This is a genomic window from Pantoea conspicua (assembly GCF_002095315.1).
GTDB lineage: Bacteria > Pseudomonadota > Gammaproteobacteria > Enterobacterales > Enterobacteriaceae > Pantoea > Pantoea conspicua.
This window is the reverse complement of sequence record NZ_MLFN01000042.1, coordinates 1-21,927: the sequence shown is the minus strand read 5'-3', so window position 1 is coordinate 21,927 and position 21,927 is coordinate 1. Positions and strand designations below refer to the sequence as shown.

General features: G+C 57.7%; 17 protein-coding genes and 1 pseudogene. 11 read left to right on the top strand and 7 right to left on the bottom strand.

Translation table 11 applies throughout. The features are described 5' to 3' along the window. Positions 1-565: 565 nt before the first annotated feature. The 3 genes from HA41_RS14180 (at position 566) to HA41_RS14170 (ending at position 5,079) form a co-directional block, all read left to right on the top strand. Positions 566-2,137, top strand: coding sequence for an ABC transporter substrate-binding protein (locus HA41_RS14180; RefSeq protein WP_094121315.1), 1,572 nt, complete (start codon positions 566-568; stop codon positions 2,135-2,137). 114 nt (positions 2,138-2,251) lie between these two features. Beyond that, positions 2,252-3,754, top strand: coding sequence for a helicase HerA-like C-terminal domain-containing protein (locus tag HA41_RS14175; RefSeq protein ID WP_094121314.1), 1,503 nt, complete (start codon positions 2,252-2,254; stop codon positions 3,752-3,754). Between the two features lie 26 nt (positions 3,755-3,780). Then, positions 3,781-5,079 carry a DUF445 domain-containing protein gene (locus HA41_RS14170; RefSeq protein ID WP_094121313.1) on the top strand — a complete coding sequence of 433 codons (1,299 nt, stop codon included), beginning with the start codon at positions 3,781-3,783 and terminating at the stop codon, positions 5,077-5,079. Between the two features lie 194 nt (positions 5,080-5,273). Here HA41_RS14170 and lptG read toward each other — a convergent pair whose 3' ends face one another. After that, positions 5,274-6,350, bottom strand: coding sequence for an LPS export ABC transporter permease LptG (gene lptG / locus HA41_RS14165; protein ID WP_094121312.1), 1,077 nt, complete (start codon positions 6,348-6,350; stop codon positions 5,274-5,276). After that, complete coding sequence (lptF, locus tag HA41_RS14160; protein ID WP_094121311.1) at positions 6,350-7,450, bottom strand: LPS export ABC transporter permease LptF; 1,101 nt, start codon at positions 7,448-7,450, stop codon at positions 6,350-6,352. Before lptF ends, lptG begins: the two co-directional genes overlap by 1 nt. Before the next feature lie 268 nt (positions 7,451-7,718). Between lptF and pepA the strand changes: the two genes are divergently transcribed. The 4 genes from pepA (at position 7,719) to HA41_RS14140 (ending at position 13,203) form a co-directional block, all read left to right on the top strand. Continuing rightward, positions 7,719-9,230 carry a leucyl aminopeptidase gene (gene pepA / locus HA41_RS14155; RefSeq protein ID WP_031375817.1) on the top strand — a complete coding sequence of 504 codons (1,512 nt, stop codon included), beginning with the start codon at positions 7,719-7,721 and terminating at the stop codon, positions 9,228-9,230. 64 nt (positions 9,231-9,294) lie between these two features. Next, the gene (locus tag HA41_RS14150) at positions 9,295-9,753 is read left to right on the top strand and encodes a DNA polymerase III subunit chi (RefSeq protein WP_031375818.1); all 459 of its coding nucleotides are present in this window, start codon (positions 9,295-9,297) and stop codon (positions 9,751-9,753) included. A gap of 5 nt (positions 9,754-9,758) precedes the next feature. Beyond that, complete coding sequence (locus HA41_RS14145; protein ID WP_094121310.1) at positions 9,759-12,614, top strand: valine--tRNA ligase; 2,856 nt, start codon at positions 9,759-9,761, stop codon at positions 12,612-12,614. Between the two features lie 76 nt (positions 12,615-12,690). After that, complete coding sequence (locus tag HA41_RS14140; RefSeq protein ID WP_143807334.1) at positions 12,691-13,203, top strand: GNAT family N-acetyltransferase; 513 nt, start codon at positions 12,691-12,693, stop codon at positions 13,201-13,203. A 40-nt stretch (positions 13,204-13,243) separates the two neighbouring features. On the opposite strand, the gene miaE is transcribed toward HA41_RS14140, so the two are convergent. After that, positions 13,244-14,005 (bottom strand): tRNA isopentenyl-2-thiomethyl-A-37 hydroxylase MiaE, encoded by a 762-nt coding sequence (gene miaE / locus HA41_RS14135; protein WP_094121308.1) that lies wholly within the window; start codon positions 14,003-14,005, stop codon positions 13,244-13,246. Positions 14,006-14,062: 57 nt separating this feature from the next. Then, on the bottom strand, positions 14,063-14,488 hold the full coding sequence (gene rraB / locus HA41_RS14130) for a ribonuclease E inhibitor RraB (RefSeq protein ID WP_094121307.1): 426 nt from the start codon (positions 14,486-14,488) through the stop codon (positions 14,063-14,065). Between the two features lie 160 nt (positions 14,489-14,648). Here rraB and argF point away from each other — a divergent pair. From argF to ridA, 4 genes and pseudogenes are all read left to right on the top strand, one after another. Further along, a pseudogene (gene argF / locus HA41_RS14125) lies at positions 14,649-15,657 on the top strand (ornithine carbamoyltransferase). Between the two features lie 300 nt (positions 15,658-15,957). Beyond that, positions 15,958-16,893 (top strand): aspartate carbamoyltransferase, encoded by a 936-nt coding sequence (pyrB, locus tag HA41_RS14120; protein ID WP_094121306.1) that lies wholly within the window; start codon positions 15,958-15,960, stop codon positions 16,891-16,893. An 11-nt stretch (positions 16,894-16,904) separates the two neighbouring features. Further along, the gene (gene pyrI, locus HA41_RS14115) at positions 16,905-17,369 is read left to right on the top strand and encodes an aspartate carbamoyltransferase regulatory subunit (protein ID WP_094121305.1); all 465 of its coding nucleotides are present in this window, start codon (positions 16,905-16,907) and stop codon (positions 17,367-17,369) included. A gap of 72 nt (positions 17,370-17,441) precedes the next feature. Continuing rightward, positions 17,442-17,828 carry a 2-iminobutanoate/2-iminopropanoate deaminase gene (gene ridA / locus HA41_RS14110; RefSeq protein WP_094121304.1) on the top strand — a complete coding sequence of 129 codons (387 nt, stop codon included), beginning with the start codon at positions 17,442-17,444 and terminating at the stop codon, positions 17,826-17,828. A gap of 56 nt (positions 17,829-17,884) precedes the next feature. Here the strand turns inward: ridA and lplT are convergent, their stop codons facing one another. The 3 genes from lplT to HA41_RS14095 form a co-directional block, all read right to left on the bottom strand. Beyond that, positions 17,885-19,075 (bottom strand): lysophospholipid transporter LplT, encoded by a 1,191-nt coding sequence (lplT, locus tag HA41_RS14105; RefSeq protein WP_094121303.1) that lies wholly within the window; start codon positions 19,073-19,075, stop codon positions 17,885-17,887. After that, positions 19,072-21,222, bottom strand: a complete 2,151-nt coding sequence (gene aas, locus HA41_RS14100; RefSeq protein WP_094121302.1) for a bifunctional acyl-ACP--phospholipid O-acyltransferase/long-chain-fatty-acid--ACP ligase — start codon at positions 21,220-21,222, stop codon at positions 19,072-19,074. Before aas ends, lplT begins: the two co-directional genes overlap by 4 nt. Positions 21,223-21,303: 81 nt before the next feature. Then, the coding region (locus HA41_RS14095) for a TolC family protein (protein WP_158086624.1) at positions 21,304-21,927 on the bottom strand (624 nt) is incomplete at its 5' end.

Sequence of the window (21,927 nt, the reverse complement as noted above, 5' to 3'; positions counted from 1 at the left end):
CTGGGTATAATAATTTTTATGTGAATAACGGAACTTATCGGTCAATAACCTGGCAATCTTAGGGATATAGATGTGTCTGGATGTAAAAATTGAATTTAAGTTGTGTTTTAGTGAAAATTTATCATGCTGTTGCGCTAAGGTTACAGGCAGGTAAAAGTTTTAGAGCGAGGAAATTTATACTAAAACCGCACAATCGTCGGGTAAATCGCGGTTTTTACCGTGTATCAGCACGCTATTATTTTCGGCAGGTCATCATCACGCCGAATAACCGATAAAAAAATATCATACTTCCATACAAGAGAATTATTCTTATTGGCAACATTATATTTACCTTGAGTGTCAGACAATCAGATAGTGCGCAAAATGTGATCGGCAGCGCGGAAGCGGCATTATTTAAATAACGCGCAAAATTCCGCCATAATAATTACGCCCGGTCACTATCTTAATATGTTCATTTGCCTGAATCAGGCTGGCAATAATTGTGCAAAGCTCAGAACAAACCGGCATTTTGAGTTTTCCCGGTGCCCGATAGAGTAGGTTAATCAACTACTCAGGATAACTCTTTATGCGTAAAACGCTTCTTTCATTGCTTACCGCCGTGGCGCTGGCTCACCCGGTGTACGCCGCCACGCCCGCCGATACGCTGGTGATTGCGGTGCCGCTCGATGGCATCATCAGTTTTGATCCGGCGGAAAGTTTCGAAACCATCAGCAACAGCAGCCTGCGTAACATTTATCAAACATTGCTGGAGCCGAATCATCAGGATCCTCAGCAGTTATCGCCGCTGGCAGCTCGTCGCTGGCAGCCGGGCAACACCCCGCACAGTCTGGTATTTGATCTTAATCCGCAGGCCCGTTTCACCAGCGGCAATCCACTGACCGCCCAGGATGTGGTGTTTTCGTTAACCCGCGCGGTGAAACTCAATAAGGCGCCCTCGTTTATTCTGGGCGAATTTGGCTGGACGCCCGACAACATCGACCAGCAGTTTACGGTGATTAACGACCACCAGCTTGAGTTGCGCTGGCCGGCTCAAATCGGCAGCGATCTGGCACTGCGGCTGCTTACTGCGCCGGTCGCCTCGCTGGTCGACAGCAAACTGGCGCAACAGCATGCCGCCAACAACGACTACGGCAATAGCTGGCTGAAAACGCATTCCGCCGGCAGTGCCGCCTATGCCATCAAACAGTTTGTGCCGCTACAGGCGCTGGTGCTGGAAGCCAATCCCAACAGCACGCAGTCGCCGCACCTGAAACGGGTGCTGCTGAAAGGGGTCGCCGAGCCAGGCACCCGTCGTCTGCTGATCCAGCAGGGTGATGTGGATGTCGCCTACCAGCTCGGGCCGGATCAGATTGCCGCCGTGAAAGGCGCGAAAGATGTCCGGGTCGATGCCTTCCCTTCCAGCCTGATCTACTATCTCGGCTTTAACACCCAAAGCCCGCAGCAACCGGCGCTGGCCAACCCGGCACTGTGGCAGGCGGCGCGCTGGCTGGTCGATTATGACAGCCTGGCGAATCAGCTGTTAAAGGGGCAATACCGCATTCATCAGAGCTTCCTGCCGGACGGTTTTGATGGCGCGCTGAACAGCACGCTGTTCCATTACGATCTGAAAAAAGCGCAGGCGATTCTGCAACAGGCTGGCATCAAACCGGGCACCCACATTGCCCTGACGGTGGTCAATCAGCCTCCTTACATCGATGTGGCACAGGCGCTGCAGGCCAGCTTTGCCAGGGCGGGGGTAAATCTGGATATTCAGCCGGTGGCGGAATCGGAGCTGTGGAGCAAAATGCGCAGCCGCGATTTCCAGGCGATCTTCTCCTACTGGGGCGCGGACTACGTCGATCCCAACACCAACGCCAGCGCCTTTGCCTGTAACGTGCCGGGCGGCGGCAAAACGCTGGCGTGGCGCGTCGGCTGGAGCATCCCTGAACTCAGCGCCGCCACCCGTGCCGCAGCTGGCGAGAGCGATGCGGTCAAACGTCGCAGTCGATACCAGCAATTACAGACCCAGGTGCAGCAGTCATCACCCTTTGTGGTGATGCTGCAGGGCGCGACCCAGGTGGCGGTGCGCAGCAATATCCGCAACGTACAGCAGGGAATCGGTGTCAGCCTGCTCAATTTCGAGGAAGTGCAAAAGTAACCGGAACCGTTGCTCTGCGGGGCAACGGCCTGCTTTTCGGTGAAAAGTTCTCCGCTTTACCCCGCCCCGCTTGCTATTCTTCAGGCATAACCCCTTGCCTGAGAGTGGAAAATCATGACTTCCCCGCTACTGATTGCCCGCACGACCGACGTTCAGCTTGCGCTGTTACCGCAAATGGCCAATCGCCACGGATTGATTACCGGCGCGACCGGCACCGGTAAAACCGTCACCCTGCAAAAGCTGGCAGAATCGTTCTCGTCGATTGGCGTACCGGTGTTTATGGCCGATGTGAAAGGCGATCTGACCGGTGTGGCGATGGCGGGCCAGAGCAGCGAAAAACTCCAGCAGCGGCTGGCCAGCATTGGCGTTACCGACTGGCAGCCGCAAGGCAATCCGGTGATGCTGTGGGATATCTTCGGCGAAAAAGGCCATCCGGTGCGGGCGACCGTCTCCGATCTCGGCCCGCTGCTGCTGGCCCGCTTACTGAATCTTAATGAAGTCCAGAGCGGCGTACTGCAGATCATTTTCCGCATCGCCGACGATCAGGGCTTACTGTTGCTCGATTTCAAAGATCTGCGCGCCATGACGCAATACATTGGTGACAACGCCAAAAGTTTCCAGACGCAATACGGCAACATTAACAGCGCCTCGGTCGGGGCGATTCAGCGCGGCTTGCTGTCGCTGGAGCAGCAGGGTGCCGAACATTTCTTCGGTGAACCGATGCTGGATATCGCCGACTGGATGCGGGTCGACGATCAGGGCAAAGGCTTCATCAATATTCTCTCGGCGGAGAAGCTCTATCAGCTGCCGAAGCTCTACGCCACCAGCCTGCTGTGGCTGCTCTCTGAGCTGTATGAGCATCTGCCGGAAGCGGGCGATCCCGATAAGCCGAAGCTGGTGTTCTTCTTCGATGAGGCGCATCTGCTGTTTAACGACGCGCCGCCGGTGCTGCTGGAAAAAATCGAACAGGTGATGCGGCTGATCCGCTCCAAAGGCGTTGGCGTCTGGTTCGTCACCCAGAACCCGGCAGACATTCCGGATCGGGTACTCGGGCAGCTTGGCAACCGGGTGCAGCACGCCCTGCGCGCCTTTACGCCAAAAGATCAGAAAGCGGTCAAAACGGCAGCCGAAAGCCTGCGCGCTAACCCGGCATTCAGCAGCGTGGAGGCGATTCAGGCGCTGGGCACTGGCGAAGCCCTGATCTCTTTTCTCGATGCCAAAGGCAGCCCGTCCGTGGTCGAGCGGGCAATGGTGATTGCGCCCGGCTCGCGCATGGGCCCGGTGACCGCCGATGAACGCAACGGCCTGATCAACCACTCGCCGCTGTATGGAAAATATGACAGCGAGGTCGATCGCGAATCGGCGTTTGAACGGCTGCAACAGGGATTTCAGGCCAGCAGCGAACAGACCAACGCCCCGCCCGCCAGGGGCAACAGCGTGGCGGTTGATGAAGGTATTCTTGGCGGCCTGAAAGAGATTCTGTTTGGCCGCACCGGACCGCGCGGCGGTAAGCACGATGGCGTGGTACAGACCATGGCGAAAAGCGCCACCCGACAGATAACTAACCAGATTATCCGCGGCGTGCTCGGCAGCCTGCTGGGTGGCCGTCGCCGCTGAACAACGCTCTCTGCTAAGATCGGGATATGGATAAACAACACGAACTGAAACGGACCAAACGTCTGGCACTGCTGCTGCTGTTACTGGCTGCCGCCACCTTCATCATCACCCTGTTTCTGCCGCCTGGCTTTTGGGTCAGCGGCGTGAAAGCGATAGCGGAAGCGGCGATGGTCGGCGCGCTGGCTGACTGGTTTGCGGTAGTGGCGCTGTTTCGCCGGGTGCCGGTGCCCTTTATCTCGCGTCATACCGCGATTATTCCGCGCAACAAAGATCGTATCGGTGAGAATCTCGGCCGCTTCGTGCAGGAGAAGTTTCTTGATACCGATTCCCTGCTCAGTCTGATACGCCGTCACGATCCGTCGCACCTGCTGGCGCAGTGGCTGAATGCGCCCGGCAATGCTGACCGCATCGGGCGGCATCTGTTGCAGGTGATGCGCGGCTTCCTCGATCTGACCGACGACACGCGTATTCAGAACTTTATGCGCCGGGCGGTGCATCGCGCCATCGACAAGGTTGATCTCACGCAGACCAGTGCGCTGGTGCTGGAGAGCCTGACCAAAAACAACCGTCATCAGGCGTTGCTGGATGCGGCGATCGATCAGCTGTTATTGCTGCTACATAAACCCTCGACCCGTGAGTTTATTGCCCAGCAACTGGTGCGCTGGCTGAAGCGTGAACATCCGATCAAAGCCAAAATGTTGCCAACCGAGTGGCTGGGCGAGCACAGCGCCGAACTGGTGGCCAATGCGGTCGATTCATTGCTGGATGATGTGGCACTGGATCAGGGCCATGAACTGCGTCTCGGCTTTAACCGGGCGGTGGATCGCCTGATCGTCAAACTGCAAACCGACCCGGAGATGGCGGAGCGCGCCGAAGTGATTAAGAGCTGGCTGAAAGAGGATGCCACACTTAACCGCTACATCGGCGAGCTGTGGAACGATATGCGTAACTGGCTGAAAGCGGACCTCAGCAGTGACGATTCGCGGGTGCAGGAGAAAGTGCGCGGCGCGGCGCTGTGGCTGGGCGAAACCCTGGCTGCCGATCCGGCGCTGCGTGACTCGATGAACCAGCACCTCGAACAGGCGGCGCGCAGCGTGGCGCCGGAATTTGCCGGCTTCCTGACACGCCATATCAGCGATACCGTCAAGAGCTGGGATGCGCGCGAGATGTCGCAGCAGATCGAGCTGAATATTGGCAAAGACCTGCAATTTATTCGCATCAACGGCACGCTGGTGGGCGGTACCATTGGTCTGATTCTCTATCTGCTATCGCAGTTGCCAGCAGCACTGCCTGCGTTGTCAGACTGGATAAATAGCGTGGCCTGAAGCCGCTGCCCGCCGCTGAAACAGCGGTTTCCGGAGAGCTCATACGTAAGGCGATGGGAGCCTGCGCCTGCAGCAAATCATCACCGGCCACGGATGGCGATTTTGCCTCTTTGCGAAAGGCGTATGCTCCCTGAGCCGACAGGATAAAAACAAAAAAGGCCGCTTTCGCGGCCTTTTTTGGTTGGGGTGCTCGCTTAGCGCCGCTTGATCAGCATAAACAAGCTGATAGCGAAGAACGCGAAGCTCGGCAATATTGCCCCCAGAATCGGCGGCAAGCCGTAAACCAGGCTGAGCGGACCAAAAATCTGGTCCAGCACGTAGAACAGGAAGCCGAAGCTGATGCCGGTAACCACCCGCACCCCCATCGACACGCTGCGCAGTGGGCCAAAGATAAACGACAGCGCCATCAGCATCATCACTGCAACCGACAGCGGCTGGAAGATCTTGCCCCACATATTCAGCAGATAACGGCCCGACTCCTGGCCGCTCTGCCTGAGATATTTGCTGTAGTTATACAGACCGCGAATCGACAGCGCGTCCGGATCAAGTGCCACCACGCCCAGCTTGTCTGGCGTCAGGTTGGTTTTCCATTCGCCACTGAGGCTTTGCGAGCCGGTAATCTGCTTAGGATCGGTCAGGTTCGACTCATCCACCTGCGACAGAATCCAGCGCTTTTTCGCCGCATCCCAGGTGGCGGTCGCAGCGTAACGCACGCTCTGCAGCCGACGCTGATCGTTAAAGCTATAGATGCTGACACCATCAATTTCGTTGTCGCCTTTGATGCGCTCAATGAAAATGAAGCTGTTGTCATCTTTCGCCCACAGGCCATTTTGCGTCGACACCAGCGCACCGCCATACAATTGCTGCGCCCGGTAGTTACGTGCCATCTGCTCGCCTGAAGGGGCAACAAATTCGCCAATCGCCATGGTCAGCAGCACCAGCGGAATCGCGGTCTTCATCACCGACAACGCCACCTGCATGCGGGTGAAACCGGCAGCCTGCATCACCACCAGTTCACTGCGCTGCGCCAGCGTACCCAGTCCCAGCAGCGCACCCAGCAGCGCCGCCATCGGGAAGAAGATCTCAATATCTTTCGGCACGCTGAGCAGGGTGTAGTAACCGGCGGAAAGCGCGCTGTAGCTACCCTGCCCGGTTTTACGCAGCTGATCGACGAACTTGATGATGCCGGAGAGCGACACCAGCATGAACAGCGTCAGCATGATGGTATTGAAGATGGTTTTGCCGATATAGCGGTCAAGTACGCGAAACATCAGACCGATCCTCCGCGTGTGAAGCGGGCACGGACCCGACGCATCGGCACCGTATCCCACAGGTTAAGCAGCACCGCCAGCAGCAGGTAGCCGATATTCACCACCCACATCCAGACGGCCGGATCGAGCCGCCCTTTCGCCCCGCTCGACTTCAGCGAACTTTGCAGCAGGAAGAAGATCAGATAGAGCAGCATGGCAGGCAGCATCGACAGCACCCGGCCCTGACGTGGATTGACCACACTGAGCGGCACTACCATCAGCGCCATCACCAGCACCGAGAATACCAGCGTTATACGCCAGTGCAGCTCAGCGCGGAAGGCCGGCGAATCGTTGCCAAGCAGGCCGGTAAAGCTCGACTGCTCCGCATCATTCGGATCCAGCGTCGCCGCTTTATAACCCACTATCGCCTGATAATTGGTGAAGTCAGTGATGCGGAAGTCGCGCAGCAAGGCGGTGCCCTCAAAGCGGGTGCCTTTATCCAGCGTCACCACCTGCGAACCGTCTCTATGCTGTTCCATATGACCGCTGTCAGCCAGCACCACTGACGGTCGCGCGTTGCCTTTTGGCCGTAACTGCGCCAGGAACACGTTGCCGAACTGGTTGCCTTTGACATCCTCAATGAACAGCACCGCGCTGCCATCGCTGGAGGTCTGGAACTGACCGGCCGCCAGCGCCGCCGCACCCGGGTTGGCTTTGGCGTTCTGGGTCACTTCATCCTGATAACGGGATGACCAGGGACCGAGCCAGATCACGTTTACCGCCGCCACCAGCGAGGTAAACAGCATCAGCACCATCGCCGCCTTGACTAACACGGCCTTGCTCAGGCCGCAGGCGTGCATCACGGTAATTTCACTTTCCGTGTAGAGTCGTCCCAGCGTCATCAGGATCGCCAGAAACAGACTCAGGGGCAGTATAAGTTGTGCCATTTCAGGCACGCCGAGTCCTAACAATGTCAGAACGAGGTTTGTCGGCACTTCGCCATCCACCGCGGCTCCTAAAATCCTGACTAACTTCTGGCAAAAGAAGATTAATAGCAGGATGAAGAGGATAGCCAGCTGGCTTTTGAGCGTTTCCCGAACCAGATATCTAATGATGATCACGCTTAGTACGCCTGTGAAAACTTGTCTTTTTGCAGGAAAATCGCTAGTTTCAACGCTTATTTGCCATTTTTCTTCATCAATGGCCGTCATCGTAGCTAAAATTGTATGACAAACGCGCATGGGTGGTGGAAAAACAACATCTTGTCACCCTGATTCATTATGACCTCCAGCGGCAGAATGTCATGCTGCCACGACGAATAAATGGGTCATGAGCGCGCTACATTCTAGCGGCAGCAGCGGCCGTTGTCTTTAAGATTCAGGAGAGTGCATGGAGTTCAGTGTAAAAAGCGGAAGCCCGGAGAAACAGCGCAGTGCCTGCATTGTCGTTGGCGTTTTCGAACCGCGCCGTCTGTCACCGATTGCCGAACAGCTGGATAAAATCAGCGACGGCTATATCAGCGCCCTGCTGCGCCGTGGCGAGCTGGAAGGAAAAGTAGGCCAGACACTGCTGCTGCATCATGTGCCCAACATCCTGTCTGAGCGGATTCTGCTGATTGGCTGCGGCAAAGAGCGCGAGCTGGACGAGCGTCAGTATAAGCAGGTGATTCAGAAAACCATCAATACGCTGAACGACACCGGCTCAATGGAAGCGGTCTGCTTCCTGACCGAGCTGCACGTTAAAGGCCGCAATACCTACTGGAAAGTGCGTCAGGCGGTCGAAACCTCGAAAGAGGCGCTGTATAACTTCGATCAGCTGAAGAGCAACAAGGCGGAGCCGCGCCGTCCGCTGCGCAAACTGGTGTTTAACGTGCCGACCCGCCGTGAACTGACCAGCGGTGAGCGCGCGATCCAGCACGGTCTGGCGGTGGCTGCCGGCATGAAAGCGGCGAAAGATCTCGGCAATATGCCGCCAAACATCTGTAACGCTGCCTACCTTGCCTCGCAGGCGCGTCAGCTGGCCGATGCCTTCAGCAAAAATGTGACTACCCGCGTCATCGGCGAACAGCAGATGAAAGAGCTGGGGATGAACGCCTATCTGGCGGTGGGTGCCGGTTCGCAGAACGAATCGCTGATGTCGGTGATTGAGTACAAAGGCAACCCGGATGCCGACGCGCGTCCCATTGTGCTGGTCGGTAAAGGCCTGACCTTCGACTCCGGCGGCATCTCGATCAAGCCGTCCGACAGCATGGACGAAATGAAATATGATATGTGCGGCGCGGCCTCGGTCTATGGCGTGATGCGCATGGTGGCCGAGCTTAACCTGCCACTGAACGTGGTCGGCGTGCTGGCTGGCTGTGAAAACATGCCGGATGGCCGGGCGATGCGTCCGGGCGACGTGCTGACCACCATGTCTGGTCAGACGGTGGAAGTGCTGAATACCGATGCCGAAGGCCGTCTGGTGCTGTGCGATGCGCTGACCTATGTCGAACGTTTCGATCCGGAAGTGGTAATTGACGTCGCGACCCTGACCGGTGCCTGTGTAATTGCGCTGGGTCACCACGTCAGCGGCCTGCTGTCGAACCACAATCCGCTGGCGCATGAGCTGATCAGCGCCTCTGAGCAGTCGGGTGACCGCGCCTGGCGTCTGCCGATGGCGGATGAGTATCAGGAGCAGCTGGAGTCCAATTTTGCCGACATGGCTAACATTGGCGGCCGGCCTGGCGGCGCGATTACCGCCGCCTGCTTCCTGGCGCGCTTTGCCCGCAAATATAACTGGGCGCACCTCGACATCGCCGGTACCGCATGGCGTTCAGGCAAAGCCAAAGGCGCCACCGGTCGTCCGGTGCCGATGCTGTCGCAGTTTCTGTTGAATCGGGCAGGATTGAACGGCGACGATTGATCGCCACAATGCTGACTACAAGGGCGGATGAGATTCCGCCCTTGATCTTCTGACGAGCAAACTGATGAAAAACGCAACCTTCTACGTGCTGGAAACCGATGCACCGAGCGACGGCCTGAGCGCCATTGAAGCGCTGGTGTGCAATCTGGCGGAAACACGCTGGCGGGCCGGAAAGCGGGTGTTGATCGCCTGTGAAGATGAGCAGCAGGCGATTCGTCTCGACGAAGCACTGTGGCAACGACCGGCAAACGCCTTCGTGCCGCATAACCTCGCCGGTGAAGGCCCGCGCTACGGCGCGCCGGTTGAACTGGCCTGGCCGCAGCGTCGCGGCAGTTCCCCACGCGACCTGTTAATTAGCCTGCTGCCACAGTTCGCAGATTTTGCTACTGCTTTCCATGAAGTGATAGACTTCGTTCCTTACGAAGAATCTCTCAAACAGCTGGCGCGCGACCGCTATAAAGCGTACCGCAGCGTTGGTTTCCAATTGAATACGGCAACGCCGCCACAGCCGCAAACGACATAGCAGAAATGGAAAAGACATATAACCCGCAAGATATCGAGCAGCCGCTTTACGAGCATTGGGAAAAGCAGGGCTACTTCAAACCGAATGGCGATACCCGCCAGGAAAGCTTTTGCATCATGATCCCGCCGCCGAACGTCACCGGTAGCTTGCACATGGGTCACGCTTTCCAGCAAACCATCATGGACACCATGATCCGTTACCAGCGTATGCAGGGGAAAAATACTCTGTGGCAGGCCGGTACCGACCACGCGGGCATCGCCACGCAGATGGTGGTTGAACGCAAGATTGCGGCTGAAGAGGGCAAAACGCGCCAGGATTATGGCCGTGATGCGTTCATCGACAAAATCTGGCAGTGGAAAGCGGAATCCGGCGGCACCATCACCCGTCAGATGCGCCGTCTCGGCAACTCCGTTGACTGGGAGCGCGAGCGCTTCACCATGGACGAAGGGCTGTCCAATGCGGTGAAAGAAGTGTTTGTCCGCCTCTACAAAGAGAACCTGATTTACCGTGGTAAACGCCTGGTGAACTGGGATCCGAAGCTGCGCACCGCCATCTCTGACCTGGAAGTGGAAAACCGCGAGAGCAAAGGCTCAATGTGGCACATCCGCTATCCACTGGCCGACGGTGCGAAAACCGCTGACGGTAAAGATTATCTGGTGGTCGCCACCACCCGTCCGGAAACCCTGCTGGGTGATACCGGCGTGGCGGTGAACCCGGAAGATCCGCGCTACAAAGATCTGATTGGCAAATTTGTCATGCTGCCGCTGGTAGGCCGTCTGATCCCGATTGTTGGCGATGAACATGCTGACATGGAAAAAGGCACCGGCTGCGTCAAGATCACCCCGGCGCATGACTTCAACGACTACGAAGTGGGTCGTCGTCATAAGCTGCCGATGATCAACATTCTGACCTTTGACGGTGATATTCGCGAGCGCGCCCAGGTGTATGACACTAACGGCGAAGTCAGCGATGCCTGTTCCGATGAGATCCCAGCTGCTTTCCAGAAAATGGAACGCTTCGCGGCGCGTAAAGCCATTGTTGCCGCTGTCGATGAGCTGGGCCTGCTTGAAGAGATCAAACCGCACGACCTGACCGTACCTTACGGCGACCGTGGTGGCGTGGTGATTGAGCCAATGCTGACTGACCAGTGGTACGTGCGCACCGCCCCGCTGGCGAAAGTCGCGGTGGAAGCGGTTGAAAACGGCGACATCCAGTTTGTGCCGAAGCAGTACGAAAACATGTACTTCTCCTGGATGCGTGATATTCAGGACTGGTGTATTTCCCGTCAGCTGTGGTGGGGTCACCGCATCCCGGCCTGGTATGACAACAACGGTAACGTCTACGTAGGCCGCACCGAAGACGAAGTCCGCGCTGAGAACAACCTGGCCGCCGATGTGGCGCTGCGTCAGGATGACGACGTGCTGGACACCTGGTTCTCCTCGGGCCTGTGGACCTTCTCCACCCTGGGCTGGCCGGAAAACACCGAAGCACTGCGCACCTTCCACCCGACCAGCGTGCTGGTGAGCGGCTTCGACATCATCTTCTTCTGGATTGCCCGCATGATCATGCTGACCATGCACTTCATCAAAGATGAAGAGGGCAAACCGCAGGTGCCGTTCAAAACCGTCTACATGACCGGTCTGATTCGTGATGAAGAAGGCCAGAAAATGTCAAAATCCAAGGGCAACGTGATTGACCCGCTGGATATGGTTGACGGTATTTCGCTGGAAGCGCTGCTGGAAAAACGCACCGGTAACATGATGCAGCCGCAGCTGGCTGAGAAGATCCGTAAACGCACCGAGAAGCAGTTCCCGAACGGCATTGAGCCGTCAGGTACCGATGCGCTGCGTTTCACTCTCGCCGCCCTCGCCTCAACCGGTCGCGACATCAACTGGGACATGAAGCGCCTAGAAGGCTACCGCAACTTCTGTAACAAGCTGTGGAACGCCAGCCGCTTTGTGCTGATGAACACCGAAGATCAGGATTGCGGCCAGAACGGTGGCGAAATGACGCTGTCGCTGGCGGATCGCTGGATTCTGACCGAGTTCAACAGCACGGTGAAAGCCTACCGTGAGGCGCTGGATAGCTATCGTTTCGATATCGCGGCCAACCTGCTGTATGACTTCACCTGGAACCAGTTCTGTGACTGGTATCTGGAACTGACCAAGCCGGTCATGAACAGCGGCAATGAATCTGAGCTGCGCGGCACCCGTCATACGCTGGTGAACGTGCTGGAAGGCTTGCTGCGTCTGGCGCACCCGATTATTCCGTTTATCACTGAAACCATCTGGCAGCGCGTGAAAGGGCTGAAAAACATCAGCGATGACACCATCATGCTGCAGCCTTTCCCGCAGTACGATGCGGCGAAAGAGGATGCCGAAGCCAAAGCGGATATCGAGTGGATGAAACAGGCGATCGTCGCGGTGCGTAATATTCGTGCCGAGATGAACATTGCGCTGAGCAAACCACTGGACGTGCTGCTGCGCGACTGCTCACCGGCGGCGCTGCGTCGGGTGGAAGCCAACCGTAACTTCCTGTCGCGCCTGGCGCGTCTGGAAAGCCTGACCATTCTGCCCGCTGGCGAGAAAGGTCCGGTCTCGGTGACCAAGATCGTTGAAGGCGCAGAGCTGCTGATCCCGATGGCTGACCTGGTGGATAAAACCGCTGAGCTCGAACGTCTGGCGAAAGAGCTGGTTAAGCTGGATGTGGAAATCGAGAAGATCGAGACCAAACTGGCGAACGAAGGCTTTGTCTCCCGCGCCCCGGAAGCGGTGGTGGCGAAAGAGCGTGAACGCGTGGCCGAACTGCAACAATCAAAAGCAAAACTGATTGAACAGCAGGCGGTGATTGCGGCATTGTAAGCGTCGTAGCTGACAGCTTATTCATAAAGCCGGGCTTGCCCGGCTTTTTTATTGACCTCGTACAAATCCGGAAGAGATGATGACGACATCCACTACCACGCGCTTTGATCTTAAGGTGCGGCCGATTACTGCCGCCGACAATCCGCACATTGCCCAGGTGATCCGCGACGTTTCCGCGGAGTTCGGCCTGACAGCGGATAAGGGATACACCGTATCCGATCCCCAGCTCGACCACCTGTTTGAGTTGTACAGCGCCGAACAGAGCGCCTACTGGATTATTGAGTCTGACGGCAAAGTGGTCGGCGGCGGCGGCGTAGCGCCACTGTCCTGTAGCGCGCCCGATATCTGCGAACTGCAGAAGATGTATTTCCTGCCTGCGGTACGCGGTCAGGGACTGGCGCGCGAACTGGCCCTGCGGGCACTGGATCATGCCCGTCAGCAAGGGTTCCGTCGCTGCTACCTCGAAACCACCGCCAGCCTGACCAGAGCGATTAAGCTGTATGAGTCTCTGGGCTTTACCCATATCGAGGGGGCAATGGGCTGTACCGGTCACGTTGACTGTGAAGTGCGGATGCTGAAAATCCTGTAACCGATGCGGGCCACCGCACCGGCAGCGGTAAACCCGCCGTTCAGAATGCCGGTACGCCGCTGTGAAAACGTAATTCGCCGTCCGGCTCGCTGATTAATCGTGCTTCGGTTTCGCCAATTGCCCGTACCCGTGGCGCGATATCTTTTGCTGAGATCTGCGCCGCCAGGGCTAAATAGTCCTGATAGTGGCGCGCTTCCGACCGTAACAGCGAGATATAAAACTTCTCCAGCTCACTATCCAGCCACGGTGCCAGACTGGCAAACCGCTCGCAGGATCGCGCTTCAATGTAAGCACCGCAAATCAGCTTATCCACCAGCGTTTCCGGCTCATGGGTGGTCACTTCACGCAGCAGAGACTTCGCATAACGGCTGGAGGTGATCTTCTGATAGACCAGCCCGCGTGACTGCATAATTTCCCAAACCTGATAGAAGTGATGCAGCTCTTCTTTAATCAGCAGCACCATCTTTTCCACCAGCTCATCCGCCCACGGCAATTCATTGCGGACGATGATGCGTTTGGTGAGATTTTTATGGGCATTGATAAAGTCGCTGTCGCCATCTTCGCGGAAGATAAAATCTTCGTACGGCTTCAGCCAGCCGAGGATCGCCTCACCGCTGGGTTTGTCAGCCACATATTTGCGGATCAGCCAGACCGCGGTCTGGGCGGCTTTCAGTTCGCACACCAGATGGTCGGTTAACAGCAGGGTCAGATTTTCCGGTTTACGCGCCTCATCAATCCAGGCTTGTGGCGTACGGCAGTGCAGAAACTGATAGATCGGTTCAAGTAAGGGTGCGTAGTTCATGGTGTTAAAACAGGGCTGGAAAAGAAGAGAGGCGGAGAATTCCCCGCCCTGCGCGACTTAGTGGCGAATGCCATTATCATCTTCATCGTCGATGGCGTCTTCATCATCGCCATCTTCATCTTCGGCGTCCGGGTCTTCGAAGTAGGTGCCCCATCCGTCGTAGTCGACATTGTATTTACCGATCAGGTTCACCAGTTGCTCAACCTGCACATCAATCAGCTCTGGCTTCAGCGCCGATTCACTGATGATGTCAACGCACATCACGGTTGTCCCATCTTCCAGCTCCAGCTCTTCCGGCTCGGTCACTTCATAACCCAGCTTGAAGGCGTCAACCGCGGCCTTCTCCAGCGAATCGAAGTTGTTGCACGAGAGATGATGCTCGATGGTATAAAGCGCATCGGGATCGCTGCCATCCTCCAGCAGCTCTTCAATGATCAGGCGCGTCTCTTCACGCTGCTCTTCCAATAATGCTTCATATGCCATAACGATGTCCTCTCTGAGTTCGGCAATAAACAATTATTTTCCCACACTGCCTGTCGCGCCACTACACAAAACGAAAAGTTTATTCTCGCCGGGGTTGAAAATGCATATTCATACGGTTAGATTGAATTTTAATTCATTTTTATGGTTACCGGAGTGTTGTATGAGTCAGCTGTATCAGCGCCATTTCCTCAGGCTACTGGATTTTACCCCGGCCGAAATTAATCACCTGCTTACCCTTGCTGCTGAATTAAAACGCGCGAAAAAAAAGTGGCAGTGAAGTCCCGACCCTGAAAGGCAAAAACATCGCGCTCATCTTCGAAAAAGACTCGACCCGTACCCGATGCTCTTTCGAAGTTGCCGCTTACGATCAGGGTGCTAACGTCACTTATCTCGGTCCGAGCGGCAGCCAGATCGGGCATAAAGAGTCGATGCGCGACACCGCGCGGGTACTGGGCCGGATGTATGACGGTATCCAGTATCGCGGTTACGGTCAGGAACGGGTGGAAACCCTGGCGGAGCACGCTGGCGTCCCGGTATGGAATGGGCTGACCACGGAGTTTCATCCGACACAGCTACTGGCCGATCTGCTGACCATGCAGGAGCATCTGCCAGGCAAAACGCTCAGCCAGATGACGCTGGTTTACGTCGGCGATGCACGCAATAACATGGGCAACACCATGCTGGAAGCGGCGGCGCTGGTCGGGCTGGATCTGCGGCTGGTGGCACCGCAGAGCTGCTGGCCAGAGGCGCAGCTGGTGGAACAGTGTCGCGACGTGGCGCAGCAGACCGGCGGTAAAATTACCCTCACCGAGAACATTGCTGACGGCGTCAGGGGCGCAGACTTTATCTACACCGATGTCTGGGTGTCGATGGGCGAAGCCAAAGCGGTGTGGGAAGAGCGTATCGCCCTGCTGCGTGACTATCAGGTTAACCGGGCGATGCTCGATCTGACCGGCAATCCGCAGGTGAAGTTCCTGCACTGTCTGCCCGCTTTCCATGACGATCAGACCACGCTGGGCCGGCAGATGGCGGAACAGTACGATCTGCCAAACGGCATGGAAGTGAGTAACGAGGTGTTCGAATCACCTCACAGCATCGTGTTCGATCAGGCGGAAAACCGGATGCATACCATCAAAGCGGTGATGGTGGCGACGCTGGGGCAACGCTGACGCAGATTGCAGGTGTTCGCCTGCATCAGCCCGGCCCGGGTTACCGATCGCTCCGATCCGGGGCCAGCGCAAACGATTTCCTGACACACGATTTTCCCTTGCTGCCTGGCAGCGAATGGGTATAATGCGGCCCAATTTGCCGGAGGAAATATGCTACAGCGCAGCGGACAATTTGACGCTCCATCACGCCTGACCGCAGGCGGCGCCGCTGTTTCTTTCGGTCATCAACCCGATCTTAAAAAAGCCCCTTAATCAGGGGCTTTTTTTTGTCCGCAATCCGGCCGCGCAGAGGAGAAAGCTATGGCTAACCCGCTATATCGCAAGCACATTATTTCGATCAACGACCTCAGCCGTGACGAGCTGGAACTGGTGCTGCATACCGCCGCACAGCTCAAAGCGCACCCGCAGCCGGAGCTGCTGAAGCATAACGTGATTGCCAGCTGCTTTTTTGAAGCCTCGACCCGCACCCGATTGTCGTTTGAGACGGCAATTCATCGTCTCGGCGCATCGGCGGTGGGTTTTGCCGACGGCAGCAATACCTCGCTGGGCAAGAAAGGCGAAACCCTGGCTGACACTATTTCCGTGATCAGCACCTATGTTGATGCGATTGTGATGCGTCATCCGCAGGAAGGTGCCGCGCGGCTGGCGACCGAATTCTCTGGCGGCGTGCCGATTCTCAACGCCGGTGACGGGGCCAACCAGCATCCGACCCAGACGCTGCTCGATCTCTTCACCATTCAGGAGACCCAGAGCCGCCTGAACCAGCTCAATGTGGCGATGGTCGGCGACCTGAAATATGGCCGCACCGTGCACTCCCTGACTCAGGCGCTGGCGAAGTTTGATGGCAACCGCTTCTTCTTTATCGCCCCCGATGCGCTGGCGATGCCGGCTTACATCACCGATATGCTGGATGAGAAAAATATCGCCTGGTCACGGCATGACAGCTTTGAAGAGGTGATGCCGCAGCTCGATATCCTCTACATGACGCGGGTACAGAAAGAGCGTCTCGATCCGTCGGAATATGCCAACGTCAAAGCGCAGTTCATTCTGCGGGCCGCCGATCTGGCGACGGCGCGTGACAACATGAAAGTGCTGCATCCGCTGCCGCGCATCGACGAAATCACCACCGATGTCGATAAAACCCCCTACGCCTGGTACTTCCAGCAGGCCGGGAACGGCATCTACGCGCGTCAGGCTCTGCTGGCGCTGGTATTAAACAGCGAACCCGCCCTGTAAGGAGATCTCAGATGACACATGACAATAAATTGCAGGTCGAAGCGATCAAGCGCGGCACGGTAATCGACCATATCCCGGCTCAGGTCGGCTTTAAACTGCTCTCCCTGTTCCGCCTGACCGAGACCGATCAGCGCATCACCATGGGCCTGAATCTGCCGTCAGGCGAGATGGGCCGCAAAGATCTGATCAAGATCGAAAATACCTTTCTGACCGACGATCAGGTCAATCAACTGGCAGTCTATGCGCCCCATGCCACAGTCAACCGCATCGATGATTATGAAGTGGTGGCGAAGATCGCCCCGACGCTGCCGGAGCACGTTGAGCGGGTGCTGACCTGCCCGAACAGCAACTGCATCAGCCGCAGTGAACCGGTGTTCTCCAGTTTTGCGGTGAAGCAGCGCGCCGATGATGTGCATCTGAAGTGCAAATATTGTGAAAAAGAGTTCGCGCGCCATGTGGTGCTGGGTCACTGGTAATCATTCCGGCCGACCCTATAATGGTCAGCACCGGCGGGCTCACCGCCCTACTGTCCTATTCAAGGAGCAATAATGTCTCGTGAAATCAGTACTGAAAAAGCCCCTGCCGCTATCGGCCCCTATGTTCAGGGTGTCGATCTTGGCAGCATGATCATCACCTCCGGTCAGATCCCGGTCAATCCGGCCACCGGCATGGTCGCCGATGACGTGACCGCGCAGGCACGACAGTCGCTGGACAACGTGAAGGCGATTGTGGAAGCAGCTGGCCTGAAGGTGGGTGATATCGTGAAAACCACGGTATTCGTTAAGGATCTGAATGACTTTGCCACGGTGAACGCGGCCTATGAGGCATTCTTCACCGAGCATGATGCAGCGTTCCCGGCCCGTTCCTGTGTCGAAGTGGCGCGCCTGCCGAAAGATGTGAAGATTGAAATTGAGGCGATTGCCGTTCGTCGCTGAGTCACGACGAATGCGTAGCCGCCTCGCTGCCTGATGCCGGCAGGAGGCGGCCAGCCTTAGCGTTTAGCCGGTCGCCATAGCCACAGCAGGGCAATGGCCAGCGCAAACAGCACGCCAAACCCGATGCCGGTGGCGACCGCCGGCGCGCCCGCTTTGATTGCCAGCGTATAGAATCCCAGCATCAGCAGCATCGCGCTGTTCTCACCGAGATTCTGCACCGCAATCGCATTGCCCGAGCCAACGCTCTCTTTACCGCGCGCCTGCAGCAGCGCATTCAGCGGCACCACAAAGAAGCCCCCCAGCGCGCCAATCACCATCAGCAGCAGGTAAGCATTCAGCAGCGAATGCTGCAGTGAGAAGACCACCACCATCACGCCAATCAGCACTCCGGCCGGCATACAGCGACGTACCGTTTCCAGCGTCACCAGCTTCGCCGCCGCCGCCGCACCCAGCACAATACCGATCGCCACCATCGCATTCAGGGTGGTCGGCGTGGTGTTGTCATGAATGCCCAGCGCCACCGGCACCCAGAGTACCAGCAGGAAACGCAGCGTGACGCCCGCCCCCCAGAACAGGCTGGTGCCCAGCAGCGAGAAACGCGTTTCGGCATCATGCCAGAGCACTGCCGCCGCCCGGAAGAAACTGCGCAGCATGGCAGCGATCTGCCAGCTTTGCCCCGGACGCGCCGCCTGCAGCTTCGGGATGAACAGGTTCGCAACCACCGCGACGCCGTAGGTGACCGCGCAGATGCCGAGCGCCGCCAGCAGATGCCAGTCCGCCAGCATACCGCCCGCTACCGAGCCGAGCAGGATGGCAGCGATGGTCGACCCTTCCATCAGCCCGTTGGCTTTCACCAGCTTTCCGCCGTGGGTGATTTCACCGAGGATGCCATATTTTGCTGGTGAGTAGGCCGCAGCACCAATGCCCACCAGGGTGTAACCGAGGAACGGGTTGAAGCCGAAACAGATCGCCAGCGCGCCCAGCAGCTTCAGGCTGTTGGCGATCATCATCACTCGCCCTTTCGCCATGCTGTCGGCCATCTGTCCGACAAACGGCGCCAGCAGAATGTAGGTAGCGACAAACAGCATCTGCAACACCGGCTGGCTCCAGTCGGGATAGAACTGGCTTTTCAGCACCGCCAGCGTGGCAAACAGCAGCGCGTTGTCGCCAAAGGCCGAAAAGAACTGGGCCACGATCACCGCGATCATGCCGCGTGACATCAGCGGCGCATCCCGTTCGATCTTCATGCCTGCTCCTCTTCAGCCAGCTTTTTCAGCGTCACGTAATCCGGTTTACCGCTACCGAGCTGCGGCAGCTGTTTCATCACCCGGATATCGCGCGGCAGCGCCAGCTCCGGCGCGCCCAGCTCGCGGGCGGCTTTTTGCAGGCCGTCACGCGCCAGTTCGCTGTCGGTGGTGAACAGCACCAGCGCCTCGCCACGCTGACCATCCGGCCGCAGTGAGGCGGCATGCTGCTTATCTGGCGACGCTTTCAGCGCGATCTGCTCAACAATTTCCAGCGACACCATCTCGCCAGCGATCTTGGCGAAGCGTTTAGCACGTCCCTGAATCTGGCAGAATCCCGCCTCATCAAAGCTGACGATATCGCCGGTGTCATACCAGCCCGCTTCCTGATTGCCTTCACCATCATCGGCAACCGGCACTTCCAGTACGCCGGGATTCTCGACCCGCAGATAGCCTTTCATCACGTTCGGGCCGCGCAGCTGCAGCCGTCCGCCCTGCTCAATGCCCGGCACAGACATCAGTCGCGAATCCATCCCCGGCAGAATGCGTCCCACGGTGTGCGCCTTCGCCGCCATCGGCACGTTAATCGCCACCACCGGCGCGCATTCGGTTACGCCATAGCCTTCAAGGATGCGAATACCATATTTCTCCATGTAGATCTGGCGGGTGTTTTCCTGCAGCTTCTCAGCGCCGGCCACCACATAGCGCAGGCGGGCAAAGTCGTAAGGGGCCGCGAAGCGGGCATAGTTGCCGAGGAAGGTTGAGGTGCCAAACAGCACGGTGCAGTTTCGGTCATAGACCAGCTCCGGCACGATGCGGTAGTGCAGCGGGCTGGGATAGAGGAACACCTGTGCGCCGGTCATCAGCGGTGTAAACAGGCCAACGGTCAGACCAAAGGCGTGGAACAGCGGCAGCGCCGACATAAAGCGATCACGCGGGGTAAAGTCGGCCACGGTGCGGATCTGTTCGACGTTCGCCAGCAGGCTTTTATGCGAATGCACCACCCCTTTGGGGTTGCCTTCCGAGCCGGAGGTAAACAGCACCATCGCGGCGTCTTCCGGCTGCTGGGGCAGCTGAGCGCGATGTGGCATCAGCAGATGTGCGACGATCCAGAGTTTGTCCTTACTGGTCACGGTATCTTTCAGATCTTCCAGATAGATCCACTGCACCTCGTCGAGCCCCTGCGGCAGATGCCACAAGTTGCCTTTGTCGAGGAACTGCCGCGAGGTGAAGACAGTTTTAATCTGTGCCGCGGTCAGGGCGGCCCGCATACCGTTGACGCCCGAGGTGTAGTTGAGCATCGCCGGAACCCGGCCACGCAGCGAGGCGCCGAAAATCGCCGCGGCGGTGACGGTGGTGTTGGGCAGCAGCAGCCCGACCACTTCGCGCGGCTGGCTGTAACGCTCGAGGATACGGCCCACGCCAAGCGATTTTTTCAGCAGGCCGTTGTAACTGTCGGGTTTGAAATTGACATCTTCAATGCAGCGCTTAAAGGCACCGTAGCGTGAGCGAGCCGCGAGGAAGGCCTCAAACAGGGTTTCACGCGGGCGCACCGCCATGCGGGCTTCCATCATCACATGATGCAGATGTTCACCTGCCAGGATCCGCCGGTCGCGAGCGCGTTTCGCTTCCGGCATCGGGATGCGGGTCGCCGGCAGAATGCTGAGCGTGATGCGCGGAAACAGGCGGCGTTTGAATACGCCCGCCAGCCGGCCAAACGGCGTGAACTCCGCGCCTTCAATCCGCATCGGTACCACGTTCGCGCCGGAACGCGCCGCGACGAAACCGGCCCCGCTGTAGATTTTCATCAGCGATCCGGTGACGGTGATCCGTCCTTCCGGGAAAATCACCACCGGACGGCCGCTGTCGATCAGCCGCACCAGCTGTTTCAGCGCCATCGGCTTAGTGGGATCGAGCGGCACATAGTCGATAAAAGGTTTAACCAGCCGCATAAACCAGCTTTCGCTGATGGTTGAATAGACCGCATAGACCGGCTTAATCGGCAAAAATAGCGCCAGCAATATGCCGTCGAGAAACGACATATGGTTCGGCGTGATCAGTACCTTCTGCTTATACAGTTCGGCGACATCACCGCGCAGTTCGACCCGCCATAACAGGCGGAATACCAGACGCAATAGTTTGAATACCATGCCTGCTCCTTAGCATCGTGAAAAATAGCCCCTCACGATGCAGGATTTGACGCAGTTCGACAACAGAATTATCTGCTACGGTCAGGGTGCCTGCCAGCCGCCACCCAGCGCGGCAATCAGCGCCACGCTGCTGACCCACTGGGTGCTTTGCAGCGTCAGTAAACTCTGTTGTTCGCTCAGGCTGCTGTTTTGGGTGGTCGCCACATCAAGATAGTCGATTATCCCGGCCTCATACTGATTACGCGTCACTCGGGCCGAAGTCTGCGCCGCCACGGCCGCGCGCTGCTGGGCCGCTATCTCGCCCTGCAAAGTATTGAGCTCCACCAGCTGATCTTCCACCTCCTGCAACGCTTCTAATACCGTCTGACGATAGCTGGCGACGCTGGCATCCCAGCTGGCGCGTGCCTGATCGACCTGCGCCGAGGTGGCGCCAAAATCGAGCAGCGTGCCGCTTAGCGCCGGTCCCAGCGACCAGACGCGGTTCGGCAATGCGAACAGCGAATGCAGCACCGACGAACTCACCCCGCCGCTGGCGCTCAGGGTGATATCGGGATAATAACCGGCCACCGCCACGCCCACTGCGGCATTAGCGGCCGCCATGTTACGTTCGGCATAGGCGATATCGGGACGGCGCTGCAGAAGCTGCCCCGGCAGACTGGCAGGTATCGCGGGCAGCGTGGCCTGCAGCGGCGCGGCAGGCAGGCT